This is a genomic window from Amycolatopsis sp. NPDC098790 (assembly GCF_044759945.1).
In the GTDB taxonomy this organism is placed as follows: Bacteria; Actinomycetota; Actinomycetes; order Mycobacteriales; family Pseudonocardiaceae; genus Amycolatopsis.
In genome coordinates this window covers 68,589-82,976 of record NZ_JBIWAI010000002.1, presented here as the reverse complement: position 1 = coordinate 82,976, position 14,388 = coordinate 68,589, and the positions used below count along the sequence as shown (strand labels likewise).

Genomic DNA, 14,388 nt, shown 5'->3' with positions numbered 1-14,388 from the left:
TGATCAGCGCTCGGCGGGGTGGTCTCCGATGCGTCTCGGGGTCGACGCTGACGCCATATCCGGCCTGGCGAACCGGCTCAGTACGCCATAGCCTTCGAGAGCCCGAAACGAGGACTGACGAGGTGTGACTGCATGTCGACGGACGCGATCGACCTCGCGGCGATGATCCGGCGAGCCGATGAGGCAAGGGACGCTTACGCGCGCACCGGACGGTGGCAGGATGCCGACGACGCTGTCCACCGGTGGGAGGCGATCGTGGCGATCGAAGGTGCGGCGGACTACCACGACGAACTCGGCAATGCGCTGATGGACCGGCACGACAGCGGCGGCGAGGCCTCCGATCTGCGCCGCGCCCGGACCGCCTACGAAACCGCAGTCGACCTCGACCGGCATCCCGCGTTGCTGAACAACCTCGGCAACTGCCTGCGTCAGTGCCATCACGACCTGCGCGAACCGGATGCTCTCGACGCCGCGTTCGAGGTGCTGACCGAGGCCGCGGCGGAGATGCCGGACGCGGACGACGACCTGTTGTTATGCCAGGACAATCTCGCTCTGACCCGTGCCGACCGGTTCGCACGGTCCGGCGATGCGGAAGAGCTGCGCGCGGCGCTCGCGCTGCACGAGCAGGTTGTGGCCCACGTCGGACCGACGAACCCAAATTTGGCGCTGTTCTTGAACAACCTGGGTGCCTGCGCCCAGGAGATGTTCTCGCAGACCAAGGACCTCGACGTACTGCGCAGAGCCGAATGGGCGTTCGCGTGCGCGGTGGACGAGACACCCCCCGGCAGTCCGGAACTGGCCATGCGGCTGGCCAACCTGGCCAGCGCGCGTCACGACTTGCTCGCCGCAGGTGTGCCGGGCATCGACGTCGACGCTCTCGTGGAGTGCGCCGAGTTCGCGGTGGAGCTGAGTACGGGAACCGAGTCCGACTGGCCCCGGCGGGTGCGCGTACTCGCTGACGTGCTCGTCGAGCGATACCGATTGTCGACCGCGGGCTCGGATCTCGACCGCGCCCTCGAACTCTACGCTCGCGGGGCGGCCGCGGCGAAGTCCGCCGAACAAGCCGCGTTCGCCAACAATTGCGCCATCGCGCACCTGCAACGGTTCGAGCTGAGCGGGGTGTCCGGCGAACTGGACGAAGCCGTGGCGCAGAGCCGGCGGGCACTCGAAGTCGCCGAGCCCGGCACCCCCGCGTGGTCGCTCTACGCCGGCACGTTCATGACGGCCTTGATCACCCGGTACGAGCAGTACGGCGAGCTTGCCGACCTGGCCATCGTGATCGAAACGGCGCAGTCGGCCCTAGACGCGACGCCGTTCGAGGGTTGGGCCCGGGTGCGACGGCTGCGAAGCCTCGGTGCCGCGTACGGCTTTCGCTTCGACGCCATCGGCGATCCGGCGGATCTGGCCCACTCCGTCGAGGCGTTCGAACTGGCCATCTCCGGCGGACTCGAGACCCGGGGCGAACCGGGTGTCGACGAAATCGGCGCCCGGCACGATCTATCCGTCATGCTGCGGGACCGGTTCCGGCATTCCGGTGACCGCGCCGACATCGACCGTGCGGTGGACGGATTGCGGGACGCGGCCGCGCACATGGCTCCGGACGCCGCGTCATTGCCGCGCTGTCTGGGCAATCTCGCCCGGGCGCTGGAAGCGAGGTACCGGCACATCGGCGATCCGCAGGACCTGGCCGACGGCTTGTCCGTGCTGGGTCGCCTCCTGGCGCTCACCGCCGAGGAAGCACCGATCCGAGTCGAGTATCGCGGCGACCACGCCAGCCTGCTCCAGGGCCGCTTCGAACGCGAAGGCACGAGCCTCGACCTCGACCAGGCAGTGGCGCTGTACCGCCAAGCCGTGAGCGAGACACCGGCCACCGCTCCCGCGCGGGCCGGGCTGCTGAACTCACTTGGCAACTGCCTGTGGGTGCGCTATGGCCATCTCGGGCGACTCGACGACCTGGTCCGGGCAGAGGAGGCGTTCCGTTCCGCGCTGGCGCAGACGGCGGCGACCTGTCCGGACCGCCCGATCTACCTCGACAACCTGGCCACCTGCCGGATCGACCACTACCGGGACGAGCGGGACCCTGCTCTGCTGGCATCGGCGTTGGCGGCCTACCACGACGCGCTCGCGGAGCTGCCGGACACGGCCCCCGACTGCCCGCGGATCGAGGCCAACCACGCGACCGCGCTCTGGGAACGCTGGGCGCTGTCCAATCGCCCGGAAGACCTCGACGCGGTGATCGACACGCTCCACACTGTGCTGTCCATTGCGCCGGACACCAACGTCGCCCGGGTCCGGTGGTCGAGCAATCTCGCGGTGGCACTCGAGCGGCGGTATCGCCTCACGGGCGCTCCGGACGACCTCACCGCGGCCCGCGAGTTGCACCGCACCGCGTGTGTCGAAGGCGCGGACACCGACCTCGCGTGGAGCTTGCAAGGCGCTCGCAACTGGGGCCGGGCGGCGATGACCCGCGAGCAGTGGGCCGAGGCTGCCGAGGCCCACGGTCACGGCCGGGCGACGGCGCGCCGGCTGTTCCTGCTGCAGCACGGACGGCAGCACAAGGAAGATTGGCTGCGCCAGGCCACCGGCCTGGCCATCGACGCCGTGGTGACCGATCTCCGGCTGGGCCGGCCCGCCGACGCGGTGAGCGCGCTGGAAGAGGGCCGCGCGCAGGTGTTGTCCGAAGTGCTGGCCCGCGACGCGCTCGATCTCGACGCACTCGCCGCCGCCGGCCGCGAAGACCTCGTCCTGCGGTACCGCACGTCCGTCGAAGCGCTGAGCCACCTCGAAGACCGCGTCAGCCGATCCCCGCACGCGGACCACATCGGCACGTCATGACCGATGCGCGCGAGAACGATCCCGAGCCCCTCACTTCGTGGGTCAACCAACCGGACTGGCCCGCATCTGAGGCGTTCCTCAACGATCATCTCGACCTGCTCACCGAGCAGTCGGTGCGGCGTCTGCACCGGCTGGCGGATGCCCAGCCGCGAGCCACCACCGCGCTGAAGGCGGACGACCACGCCTGGCTGCTGCAGTTGTGCCGCCGGCACGGCGTCGCGGCCGGTTACGCCGAATACCACCGAGTGGTGGACCGCGCTCGCCAATTGCGCTCGAACGCCGAGGCGGCCGAACGAGAGTTCATCTTCACTTCCGATCCGGTGCCTCTCGAACGCGCGTTGGCGGCCGCCCGGGAAATCGACGAGCTCCTGACGGGCACGTCCCGATCCCGGATCCGCGGCGCCCGGCTGGACCTGGGGCGGATGCTCCTGCGCCGCTTCCGGCAGGCGGGTACCGAAGCCGACCTGGACGAATCTGTCGCCGCGCTGCGTGCCGCATGGCTGGTCCCGGGCGCCGGCGCCCGGACGCAGGCTGTGGTGACCGAGGCACTGGCCGCCGCCCTGCGGACGCGGTTCGAGGCGACCCGGGACGAGCGGGACCTCCAGCGGGCGATCGACGTGCTCGCGAGTTCGCTGGCCGCGCTGCCGGAGGACTCGGCGACCCGGCCTGGCCTGCTGGGTGCGCTGGGCCAGGCACTGCGGCTGCGGTACACGGTCGGCGGCGATCCGGACGACCTCGAGCGCGCGATCCGCGCGTTCACCGACGCCAAGGACTGGATCGACGACGTTCTCACCCTGCGGCCCGCCCGGCTCGGCGATCTGGCCACCGGGCTGATGCAGCGCTACCAGGCGACCACCCAGCAGGAGGACCTCGGCCGCGCCATCACGGCGTTCGGCGAAGCGCTCGCCGGTGCCGCGGCCGGCTCGCCGGACCGGGACGCCCACGCGCTGAACATGGGCACCGCCTTGTTGTTGCGGTACAACGAGACCCGTGCGGTCGAAGACCTGAACGCCGCACAAGACCTCTTGAGCGAAGCGGTGACGAGATTGCACCCGTCGTCGCCTCTGGGCCGGACAGCGCGCAACACCCTGTCCATGTGCCTGCGCGACCGCTACCACCAGTCCGGCGACCCGGCCTTTCTGGACGCCGCCGTCGAGCAGGCCGAAGCCGTCCTCGACGGATACCCGCGCGGGACCGCGCCCGCCGAGTGCCTTGCACAGCTGGGCGCCGTCCTGGCCACCCGGATGCGGCGCGACGCGGAGTCGACAACCGCGGCGACCGATCTCGACCGCGCCGTGCATTGCTACGACCGCGCCGTCGCCGCGACGCCCCATGAGTCGCCGAAGCGACCGGACCGGCTCACGGGCCTGGGCATCTGCCTGGCCGAGCGCTACCTCCGGAGAGGTACGGTCGCCGACTTGGACCGCGCCATCGAATCGCTTCGCGTGGCCGCGCGGAAAACGCCCTCCCGATCGCTGAACACCGCGACGGACCGGCTCAGCTTGGGCAATGTGCTGTGGCTGCGGTACGCGCGCAACCACCGTCTGGACGACTTGGACGCCGCGCTGGAGGTCCTGCGTGGGGCAGTGGACGTCGGGCGGGAGGACTCGGCCGAGCGACCGGTTTGCCTGAACAGCTTGGCGATCGCACTCGCCGAACGGCACGCCTGGACCGGGCGGACCAACGACCTCGATGACTGCGTCGACCTCTTTCGTCAAGCGCGGCTGGCGACTCCATCCGACGGCCCGGAGCACGCTGAGATAAGCGGCAATCTCGGCACTGCACTCCGCAATCAGGCCGCCTTGCTCGGCTCGGAGTCCCTGCGGGCCGAGTCCCTCGCGCTGCTGCGGACCACCTTGGCCACGGTGATCGCGCGGGGCATGCCCTCGGCCGGCCTGCGTCACACGCTCGCCTCGACGCTACTGACGGCAACATCCGCTCCCCCGCTGCCACCGGCCGTGGACGAGGCCATCGACCTCCTGAAGACAGCGGTGGCGGTGACGCCGGAGACGAGCGTCGACGCGGTCCGTTACCGCGCGAACCTCGGTCACGCACACCACATCCGGCACCGGCTGACAGGCGACGCACAGGATCTCCGGAACGGGACCGAGCACCTTCGCACAGCCACCGCCGCGGCCGTGGACACGGATCTCGAACTGGCAGCGGACACGGCACTGGAACGCGCAGACTGGGCACGAGAGCTGGGCGACCGGCCGGCGGCCGCCGACGCCTACCGGGACGCCCTGAAGGCGGTGCGGGCCCTGGTCGGCGAGCAGGCGACGCGCGGACAGAAGGAGGGGTGGCTGCGCCGGATGACGGACGTCCACATCGAGGCCGCCGACACGTTCCGGTACACCGACGCCGCCGAGGCCGGTGCGGCACTCGAACTGGGCCGTGGCGTCCTGCTGACCGAACTGCTCGACCTGTCCTCGCCCGATCTCGACCGGCTCGCCCGCGAGCGACCGGATCTGCACGCCCGTTTCAGGCATCGGGCGGATCGCTTGGCCGGTCTGCTGGCCGCGACCCTCGCCAAGCCGGCGTTTCCCCTGCCGCAGGCCACCTGACGTGCCTGCCTTTCCACGTCGGTTCGCGGTACGGTACGCGCGACGGCGCTTCCTTCGCACCACGAGCTGGCCCCGGGCCTGCCAGCTGATCAAGAGGTATCCGGAGTTGCTGAGTGCCGAGACAACGGCGGAGCTCGCCGAACTCGCCAGCCACCACCGGGGCCTAGGGGCGTACCGTCAGGCGGCCGACCACGAATTCTGTCTGGCGTTGCTGCTGCGCTGCGGCGCGGTCGGCCCCGACGTCGCGTTCGCCGAAGTGTTTCCGGCCGATGACGCCGATCCACAGCTGCTCGACACCGGCACCGACGCGCTGCGGGACTTCCTGGACGGCGGCGGCGACGCGCTGCTCGACGACGCCCTCAGGCTGCTCGCCGAGGCGGTCGCGGCGGCGATCGGCACCGGGCTCCGGGTGATCGCCCTGATGAACCTGGGCGTCGCGCGCGTCGAGTCGTTCCGGCGGTACGGCCGCGCGGCGGACATCGACCAAGCCGTCCTCGACCTGGGCGAAACCGTCTCGTTGTCCCCGCCCGACGACCCGATCCGCGTCGACGCACTGGTCAACCTCGGCCGGGCCTTGCAGGAGCGCTACGACCTGGCACCGAGCGAGCAGGATCTGCTCGACGCCGTGGCGCGCCTGGAAGAAGCCTCCGCGACCGCAGCACCGGACCATCCCAGCCAACCGATGCTGTACACGAGCCTGGGCGGCGCCTACCACCTCCGTTTCGAACGCGACGGCCGCGACGCCGATCTCGCCGCCGCCATCACGGCGTTCGGCGACGCTCTCGACGCGACGACACCCGACGATCCGGGTTACGCCAGGAACCAGCACAACCTCGGCCTCGCGCTGACCGATCGTCATGTCCACCAGGGCGAGCCGGCCGACCTGGCGAAGGCCGTGCTCCTGCTGACGGCGGCAGTGGCCGGGACAGCCGACCGCGACCCCGAACTGCCCATGCGCCTGTCGACGCTGGCAGCCGCACTGCAGCACCGCTACGGCGCCGACGGCGAGCCGACCGATCTGGTCGCGGCCCTTTCCGCCCTCGAGCGCGCTGTCGAGCTCACCCCCGCCCACACACCCCGGCTCGCCGTACTGCAGACCAACTTCGGCACCGCGCTGGTCGAGCGGTACCGGACCACCGGCGACCTCGCAGAGCTGGAAGCAGCGATCAGCCAGTACCGGCTGGCGCTCGCCGCCACCCCGACGGGCAGCAGCGACCGTTCGCTCCGGCTCGACCAACTGGCGTCCGCCCTGCGCACGCACGCTGTCCGGACGAAGAACTACGCGGAACTCGGGCGGGCCGTGGACCTGCATGAGCGCGCGATCACCGCCCAGGCGGGGAGCACTGACTTGCCCGTGCGATGGCACAACCTGGCAGGCACCCTCCGCGCGCGATACGCGCTGACCGACGACTCGCATGACCTCGACCGCGCGATCGCCGCCTACCGGGCGGCCCTGACGCACACCTCGGACAGCACACCGGACGGTCCCGCCATCCGCACCAACCTCGGCAACGCGCTGCTGGACCGCTACCGGCACGACAGCCAGCCGGCCAGCCTCGACGAAGCGCTGACGCACCTGGTCCGGGCAGTGGACCAGACACCCGGGACGTCACCGGACCTGCCTGCCCGGCTCAACAACCTCGGCAACGGCCGGTACCAGTCATGGCGCCGTGATCGCGACGCTGAGTCACTAAACGACGGGACGCGCTGCTACCGCCTGTGTGGCGAGCTGACCGCCGAACGCGGCGCGCAGGACCGGCTCATCGCCGCGAAGAACTGGGCGATGTGGGCCTGCGAACGCCGCGACTGGGCGGACGCGGTGGCGGCGGACCGGTACGCGGCCGAAGCCACCGACCGCCTGTTCCGTGCCCAGCACGTCCGTGGCCACAAGGAGAACTGGCTGGACGCAGCGCAGCAACTACCCGCGCTGGGCGCCCACGCGCTGATGCGCACCGGTGACGCGCGCTCGGCGACGGTGCGGTTGGAGTCCGGACGGGCCTACCTGCTGTCCGAAGCGCTGGACCGGACGCCCGCCGAGCTGAGCAGGCTCGACGTGGTGGCGCCGGACCTGGCCGACCGCTTCCGCCGGGCCGCGACCCGGCTCGCGATCGTGGACGGCCGGTCGTGAGCGCGGTCAGCCGCTCAACGCCCGGACGAGCTCGGACACCAGCTGCGGCGCGGTCCAGTAGACCGAGTGCGTCGACAGCCCGGACGCGTAGCGGTGCTGGACCTCCACGTCCCGGGGCGGCTCGCCATTGGCGAGGGTGAAGACGCGGGCGGCGACGAACGCGAGCGGATCCAGGGGCTCCCACAGGTTGGTCCACCGCCGGACCGAAGGCGGCAGGCGAACAGGGCTGCCGGTGTAGGGCGGGAGGCCACGACGCGGGTCGCAGACGTGGAACAGCGGCCACAAGCTGCCGAAGGTGATCACCGAATCCGTCCACAATGGATCGTCGGCCCGGGTCGCCAAGTCGAGGGCGATGGTCGCGCCGAGGCTGTGGCCGATCAGGTGCACGGGATGCTCGGGATCACGGCCCAGCCGGTCGTCGACGTCGGCGACGATCTGCCGGATCCGGTCGTGGATCTCCTGCTGCTTTCGCTGGTAGACGATGACATCACCGAAGTTGCCGGCGATCTGGCCGGCGAGCGCGATCCGCACCAGTGCGTTCACCCGGCCACCGGCCGCGCCCAGCGTCACGCCGATCACGCGGTTCAGGTCCGCGAGCCGGTTGCCGACCAGCTCACGGACCGCTGCGGCGTCGCGCACCTCGATCGGCTCTTCGGGCAGCCTGCTCAGCAGGTCCGTCGCCACGGAGTGGCCGATTTCGTCCAACACCGCGGCGTCGGTGACCTGCCACAGCCAGTACATGTCGGCCGTCCACGCGGCGCCGACGGCTTCGATGATCTGCCGCTTCAGCAGCTCGTCGGAGACGCCGTGCTCGCCCAACGCCCGCTCGATGCCGGACACCACCATGGCCACCTGCCGCGCCTCGTCGGGCGCCGGCCCGTCCGAGGCCTCGGCGGCCGCCAGCGCTGCCGCCAGCAAGTCCATGCCGGGTGCCGGCAGCGGATCGTCTTCGGGGCCGCGCACCTCCTCCCGGCCCGGACGGTAGCCCGGGATGGTCTCGTGGATCCATCGCTCCTCGGGCGCCGCGCCGAGGTCGCCCCAGAACGCGGGGTAGAGGGTCCAGCGGTCGCCTATTTCCTTCTGCAGCCTTCGCACGCGCGCGGTCAGCTCATCGCCGGTGCGGTTGCTGGTGCCGTGGATGACGAACACCGGGGTCGTTGTCATGACCTCTCACCTCTTGGTCAGGGCTGCGGACGCGTGGCCGTACACGGCATATGCCAGCCAGGACGGATCTTGGTCGTCTTGAGTGGCCCGCCGTGCGAACAATGACGCGTCACCCAGCGACATGTGCTGATCCACCAGGGCGCGGTAGAAGCTCTTCGCGTACCGGCGAGCGGTGCCCGTGCGGACCGGCCAGGCCGTCCCCACGAACGCGCCGGCGCCCGCCCGTAGGAAGCCGGACGCCCAAGACTCCAGCCTGGTATCCACCGCACCGCCCGTGGTGCGGCACGCGTTGAAGAAGACCAGTGGGCTGGTCACCGCCAGCTTCGCCCGCTGCAGGTTCAGGGGCGTGAACGAGCCGCCGGCCAGGCCGACGCGATCCCAGCCCCGATCCTGGAATTCGTTGTGGCAGGCCAGGTGCAGCAACTCGAACGCACCGCCGTCGACCAGGTCAGTCAGTTCGGTGAAGCCGCTGATCCGAGGCAGGTGGTCGGCCCGGGCACCCAGGATTTCCCGCACCGCGTCCAGCTCGCCCGCGATGTCCGGCGGCGACGTCGGCGGATGGACGTATGCGGCGCGACCCAGATCGAGCTCTCGCCGGTAGGTCTGTCCGGTGACCCGCCGGACGACTGGTTTTCGTTCCGCGAGGAAGCGCCCTGCCGAGCCCGCCGGGTCCGGGCACAGCAGCTCCCACGGGACCGCGTGCAGATCGGTGACGATCGACAGCGAATCAGCCGCCTCCACCCGGCCGACCAGCGCGTCTCGCAGGCCGACCGGAACTCCGCTCGTCCACAAGTCGAGCCCGAGATCTTCCAGATGCCGGCGGGCGCCGGCCGCGTCGTACTCACGCGTTGCAGCCAGTCTGGTCAGTTCCTGGTGCAGCCGGGTCACCAAGCCGGCCGGAACACGCCGATGGCAGATGAGGTCGTCCGAACCACCACCCAGCAACCGGTACTCGTAGCCGTCCTCCACACGGACGACGTCCAGAGCCAGTTCACGCGGCGCCGGCCGCAGGTCGACGATCGGCGCGGCCACGTCGACCAGCGAGGCGGCGCTCTCGATTCCGGCCGTGATCCGCACCGACAACTCCCCGACCGGGCTGCCGCCGATGTACACCCGCACCGACGGCTCGTAAACCCGGTCGACCGGTGCGCGGAGTCGGAACAGCACGGTCCGACTGTCCTCCTCACCCGGCGGGACAAAGAGCTCCTGGCACTGGTCGTCCAGAACGTCCAGGTCGTCCGCGTCCAGCGCCAAGGTGACCGTTACACCTCTGAGCGGCACTGCGAACGGTGCCAGCGGGGCGGCCCGTCCCTCTGGCTGACGGCGGATCGAAATTTCCAACGGGAACACCTGTCCGACACGCACCCGCTTCGGATTTTGGCCGCAGAGGTAGCGCACCGGCGCGTCTTCGTCGCCGTCCGACTTGGGAGTGTCCTCGCCAGCCCCGCGTTGCTGCCGCACCCACCCCCGGATCTCCCGGCGGGCGAGAATCCGGCGCAGGCCACCGGCCACGCTCACGCCGGGCGGCTGGTCGAGCAACCGGCGCAGCTCCGCCCTGATCTCCTCGGCCTGCACCGGGTCGGGCACCACGACAGTCAGGTCGGCCAGCAGCAGCTGCGCGAGCCGGCGCAAGGTGGCTTCGTTCATCCGTGTCGGGCCCTCATGCTCCTGTGAAGGCGAACGCCGCCCAGGCGTCGATGGCCGACCACGGCCGTTCGTCGATGTCCTCGTGCAAGTCGAGCATGCGTGCCAGGAGGTGCTCTCCGGCTTCCGCGGGCAGCCATTTTTCTCCCGCCGTCATTGCCTGAGCCCAGTCCTCCTCGAGTTCGCCGACGGTGGCGTCACGAAGCCACCGCTGCGCCCGGGCCAGCGCAACGGCAGGCGACCCACCCTGCCAGTGGCGGTAGAACGTCGCAGTCAACAGGGCGCTCGCGTGCTGGCCGACACCCCACATCGTGGCCAGCACGCCGGCGACGCCGGCCTGCACGAGCCCGGTCGGCAGGTTGACCACCTCGTCCGGAAGGTCGATACCCAGCACCGCCGTCTGGCAGGCGGACAGCACGGCCAGCCGGGTCTCCAGCCGCATCCGGAGGATCTGCTCCAACGACAACCGCGCGCCGTCGGCGAGCAAGAGGTAGCTGGTCAGCGGCGCGGTGAGGTGCGCTCGGCCGTGGCCGCCGAAATGCAGCACATCCGCGACGGCGAGGCCGCGCTCCAGCTCTGCCACCGTGACCTGCTCGCCTTTCAGCACCTCATGCTGCGGGCACGACTGCGCGGCGATCACGGCTTCGGCTTGGGTGTCCTCGAGGCCGGCGCCCGTCGACCGGGGGTCGGCCACCGCGAGAATCCGCTCGGCCGACCGGTCGGCGGCACGCCGTCGGCACGTCTCGCGGGCGCGCGCGTTCGCGCTGTAGGCGAACGCGACCGTGTCGATCGCATGCCGGCGGCCAGTCACGGCGGCTTCGTCGGCGGTCCACGCAGCGTGCAGCGGCAGCAGCCCCAGCTGCCCGCAGGGCACCAAGGTAGTTTCGGCAGCCTGCCCCAGCCCGCTCAGCACGTCGCCCATGGCGGCGTCCCACAGCCACTGGGTTGCGTCGTCGAGAAATCCCCGCCATTCCTTCCGGAATTCCTGGTTCCGGCCGTCTCGCCGAATGCGCTCGACACAGCGGCGGTACTTTTCCACCAGCTCGTGCACTTTGGCCGATGTCAACAACGGCAATTCGACCGGGGTAACCCCCGAACCACGTACGACAAGCGCGAATCCGCCCTCGTCCGCGGCAGCCAGGTAAACGAGGGGCTGGTCGGCGGCCGCCCGGGCGATGTCGGGAAACCCCGGCGCGGCAAGGAAGTCCTCGAACCCGGGCACCTGCTGTATTTCACGGATGACGTCGTCCAGTTCCTGCCGCGCCGCCCGCAGATCGGCAATGGAGGGTTCGGTCACGCTTGCTCCTCGTTCCCGCTCGTGTCCGAAGACGTTCCCGCAGTATCGCATGGCGGAATTCGTGGACACTGCCGGCTTGCCGCAACACACCTCGCCGGTGCGCGTCATCGAGGAATTCCATCAACCGCCACGGCAGCCGTCCGGTCAGCGCGAACCAGCCCCTGGCCACGACGAACCGCCCCCACGACGTATAGGCCACGCTGACCACGAGCGCTGCCAGGGCGAAGCCGATCGTCGTGGGCAGCGGCACGATCGGCGCGACAGCGGCGCTGATCACCACACCGCGTGCCGCCCCGCGCGTGAGCGCAGCGGTCCGGTCGGCTCGCAGGATGGAGTGCGGCCCCACAGCGTCACGGACATCGGCCGGCACATCGAACCAGGCGTCCAGCCAAAACGCCAGGGCGATCGCGAAACCACCCAGCGCCAGGCCGAACGGGCCGGCCGCGAACCACAGAGCGCCGGCCAAGACCGCCCCCGCGGCGAGCCACCCAACCGGCGGCGTGCGAAACAGCATCGGACGCCGGACCGGGTCCGGCCCGCGTGCGCGCAGCCGCACGGTCGACGGCAGTGGCGGCCCCGACAGGCTCACCACCCCGCTGACCGCTCCCCCCGCCACACCGGCCAGCAGACCGGGCACCGCCCCACTGACCGAGCCCACCAGCAGCCCGGCGGCGAGCCCGCCCGCCAGCACCCCGACCGCGCCCTCGACCACCCGGGGCACGGCACGGCACAGCTCCCACCACGCGAACCCCACGCCGTCCGCGCCTTCGATCAACGTCGCCAGGAACCCCAGCCAGCGGCCGGCTCGCTCGGCCGTCCACCGGTGGTCGCCGAGCAGGTCGTCATACACAGCCGGGATGAACTGGCCGACCAGGTGGTCGGCGACGTCCGTCGCCCGCGCCAGGCGGTGATCGACGACCAGCTCGATCGGGTCGGCGGTCGTGTCGCTGTAGGCACTGCGGGCCAGCGACGTCATCAGCGGCAGACCGAGCACGGACAGCAGCTCCAGCGCACGAGGCTCGGCGCCAGCTCGCAGGTAGTCCAGCACCGCGTCCCACTTGCCTGGCGCGCCGGGCACCGACGGCACCCGCGCCGTACGGACCAGGTAGCCGGCAACTTCCTCGACGACCAGCGGCTGCAACTCGAGCACCAGCGCGGCGGTGAGCACATCCGCCTGCTCGACCACGGCCGCGTACTCGGCCCGGCGACAGGTCAGCACGATCCGGTCACCCGGGTGCAGACCGGCGTTGATCCGGCGGATGGCCGCAGTGCGCACCGCCCCAGGCATCTCGTCCAGTCCATCCAGAACCGGCAACACGCGTCCGGTCTCGACCAGCTCGCGCGCGAACCGGCCGGACCAGCCGAGCCACGCGTAGTCGGAGACCAGCCTCGCGGCCAGCCAATCGCGCAACCCCTCCCGACGGGGATCCCACGACGCCAGGGACAACAGCACCGGCACGGGATCACCCGTCCCCCGCCGCTCGAGCAGAGCCAAAGTGAGCCGCAACGCCAGCACCGTCTTGCCCGCGCCCGGTTCGCCCACCACGACCAGCCGTCCGGAGGGAACGTGGAGGAAAAGATCGGCGACATCGTCCAGCCGGCCGGCATCGTTCCGATGCGGGATGCCGATGTTTGCCTCGTGGTCCTGCAGTTCCCGACCGGCGACGTTCCAGCGCGGTTGCATCGGCGCCGGATCCTGCAACCGCCGCAACCGCTCCTCGACGCGCCACTGCGCCCGCACGGCTACGGCGAGCTCATCGAGCGATCCCGGCCTCCCGGAGTCGAGCCGCCGCCACGTCAGCACGGCCAGCAGGACGCCTGCGGCCAACGCGGTCAGGGTCCACCCTCCGACCGCCGCCTCGTCCCGGCCGCTCCACGTCAGCCCCGCCATCCCCGACAGCACCGCGAGCCCCGTCACCACACTGAGGACCTTGGTACCGCCGTCGCGGGCTCGCGTGAGCAACGCCGGCCACGGCACGAGGCCCGAGCCACCCGGTGAGCTTCGTGCGCCGACGTAACGGCCGCGCGCCGGCCACGGATGCCGTGCGACTCCCGCGATCACCGCCAGCAGCTCGGCGGCGCCGTCCAAGGTGAACGCCGGGATGACATAGTGCGACGTCGAATGGCCGTGCAGAAACGCCGGGATCTCACTGATTGATCTACCTGGTAGCACGACCGGCAGCACACGACGCGTCTCCGACGGCAGGTCCCGCGTCAGATTGTCGCGGATGATCGCGCCCTCGAACTGCGCCCCTCGCCCTTCGTCCGGAGCAGCCCACCCGTCCACCCGTCGCCGGTACCCGGGCGAAGCGATGACCAAGACGAAGTCCGCCACCGCCAGTTGTTCAATCGCCCAGAGCGACCAATCGCGGCGCACGTCCTCGTACCACCGGTCGACGTGAACGTCCAGTCCGGCTTCGGCCCGCAAGAACGTGCAGAACCGCAGCACGAGCTCCTTGTGTTCCGGTGAGTCGTGGGAATACGTGACAAACACCCTGGGCACCGTCCGGTTATCGGACCCGGCCAGCTCGACTCGCTCGTCACCCATCTGCACCTTCCGGCCAAGACGAACCACCGCTCCTGACCAGGATACGATGCGCCAGATCCGCCTTCGGCGCAGTCGCGGGCCGAAGTTCACGAACCGAAGTCCGGCGGAGCAAGCGCCGGTGCTCGGCCTGCTGCCGCTGACGGAACGGCTCAACCCTTACCGCAGGCGGCACAGAGCCAATCGGTTCTGTCGGACCTTGATGAGAGAC

At 70.7% G+C, this 14,388-nt stretch carries 7 protein-coding genes; 3 read left to right on the top strand and 4 right to left on the bottom strand.

What is annotated here, in order from left to right:
- Positions 1 to 132 precede the first annotated feature (132 nt).
- The 3 genes from ACIQWX_RS14555 to ACIQWX_RS14545 all read left to right on the top strand — a co-directional run bounded on the left by ACIQWX_RS14555 (position 133) and on the right by ACIQWX_RS14545 (position 7,527).
- A complete protein-coding gene (locus ACIQWX_RS14555) occupies positions 133 to 2,835 on the top strand; it encodes a hypothetical protein (protein ID WP_400869863.1) in 2,703 nt (900 codons plus the stop codon).
- Positions 2,832 to 5,399: a hypothetical protein gene (locus tag ACIQWX_RS14550; protein WP_400869861.1), complete on the top strand. Its 2,568-nt coding sequence runs from the start codon at positions 2,832 to 2,834 to the stop codon at positions 5,397 to 5,399. The genes ACIQWX_RS14555 and ACIQWX_RS14550 overlap by 4 nt, the downstream gene beginning before the upstream one ends.
- A gap of 106 nt (positions 5,400 to 5,505) precedes the next feature.
- Positions 5,506 to 7,527 carry a hypothetical protein gene (locus ACIQWX_RS14545; protein WP_400869858.1) on the top strand — a complete coding sequence of 674 codons (2,022 nt, stop codon included), beginning with the start codon at positions 5,506 to 5,508 and terminating at the stop codon, positions 7,525 to 7,527.
- A gap of 6 nt (positions 7,528 to 7,533) precedes the next feature.
- Here the strand turns inward: ACIQWX_RS14545 and ACIQWX_RS14540 are convergent, their stop codons facing one another.
- The 4 genes from ACIQWX_RS14540 to ACIQWX_RS14525 are packed head-to-tail and all read right to left on the bottom strand — an operon-like array spanning position 7,534 to position 14,180.
- On the bottom strand, positions 7,534 to 8,691 hold the full coding sequence (locus tag ACIQWX_RS14540; protein ID WP_400869855.1) for an esterase/lipase family protein: 1,158 nt from the start codon (positions 8,689 to 8,691) through the stop codon (positions 7,534 to 7,536).
- 6 nt (positions 8,692 to 8,697) lie between these two features.
- On the bottom strand, positions 8,698 to 10,338 hold the full coding sequence (locus ACIQWX_RS14535; protein WP_400869852.1) for a CHAT domain-containing protein: 1,641 nt from the start codon (positions 10,336 to 10,338) through the stop codon (positions 8,698 to 8,700).
- 13 nt (positions 10,339 to 10,351) lie between these two features.
- Positions 10,352 to 11,632, bottom strand: a complete 1,281-nt coding sequence (locus ACIQWX_RS14530) for a CHAT domain-containing protein (RefSeq protein WP_400869849.1) — start codon at positions 11,630 to 11,632, stop codon at positions 10,352 to 10,354.
- The gene (locus tag ACIQWX_RS14525; protein WP_400869846.1) at positions 11,568 to 14,180 is read right to left on the bottom strand and encodes an SEFIR domain-containing protein; all 2,613 of its coding nucleotides are present in this window, start codon (positions 14,178 to 14,180) and stop codon (positions 11,568 to 11,570) included. Before ACIQWX_RS14525 ends, ACIQWX_RS14530 begins: the two co-directional genes overlap by 65 nt.
- Between the last annotated feature and the right edge of the window lie 208 nt (positions 14,181 to 14,388).

Bases quoted from the DNA above. Each gene is read 5' to 3' on its own strand.
- ACIQWX_RS14555 (WP_400869863.1), top strand. From the start codon at position 133: ATGTCGACGGACGCGATCGACCTCGCGGCGATGATCCGGCGAGCCGAT.
- ACIQWX_RS14550 (WP_400869861.1), top strand. From the start codon at position 2,832: ATGACCGATGCGCGCGAGAACGATCCCGAGCCCCTCACTTCGTGGGTC.
- ACIQWX_RS14525 (WP_400869846.1), bottom strand. From the start codon at position 14,180: ATGGGTGACGAGCGAGTCGAGCTGGCCGGGTCCGATAACCGGACGGTG.
- ACIQWX_RS14535 (WP_400869852.1), bottom strand. From the start codon at position 10,338: ATGAACGAAGCCACCTTGCGCCGGCTCGCGCAGCTGCTGCTGGCCGAC.
- ACIQWX_RS14540 (WP_400869855.1), bottom strand. From the start codon at position 8,691: ATGACAACGACCCCGGTGTTCGTCATCCACGGCACCAGCAACCGCACC.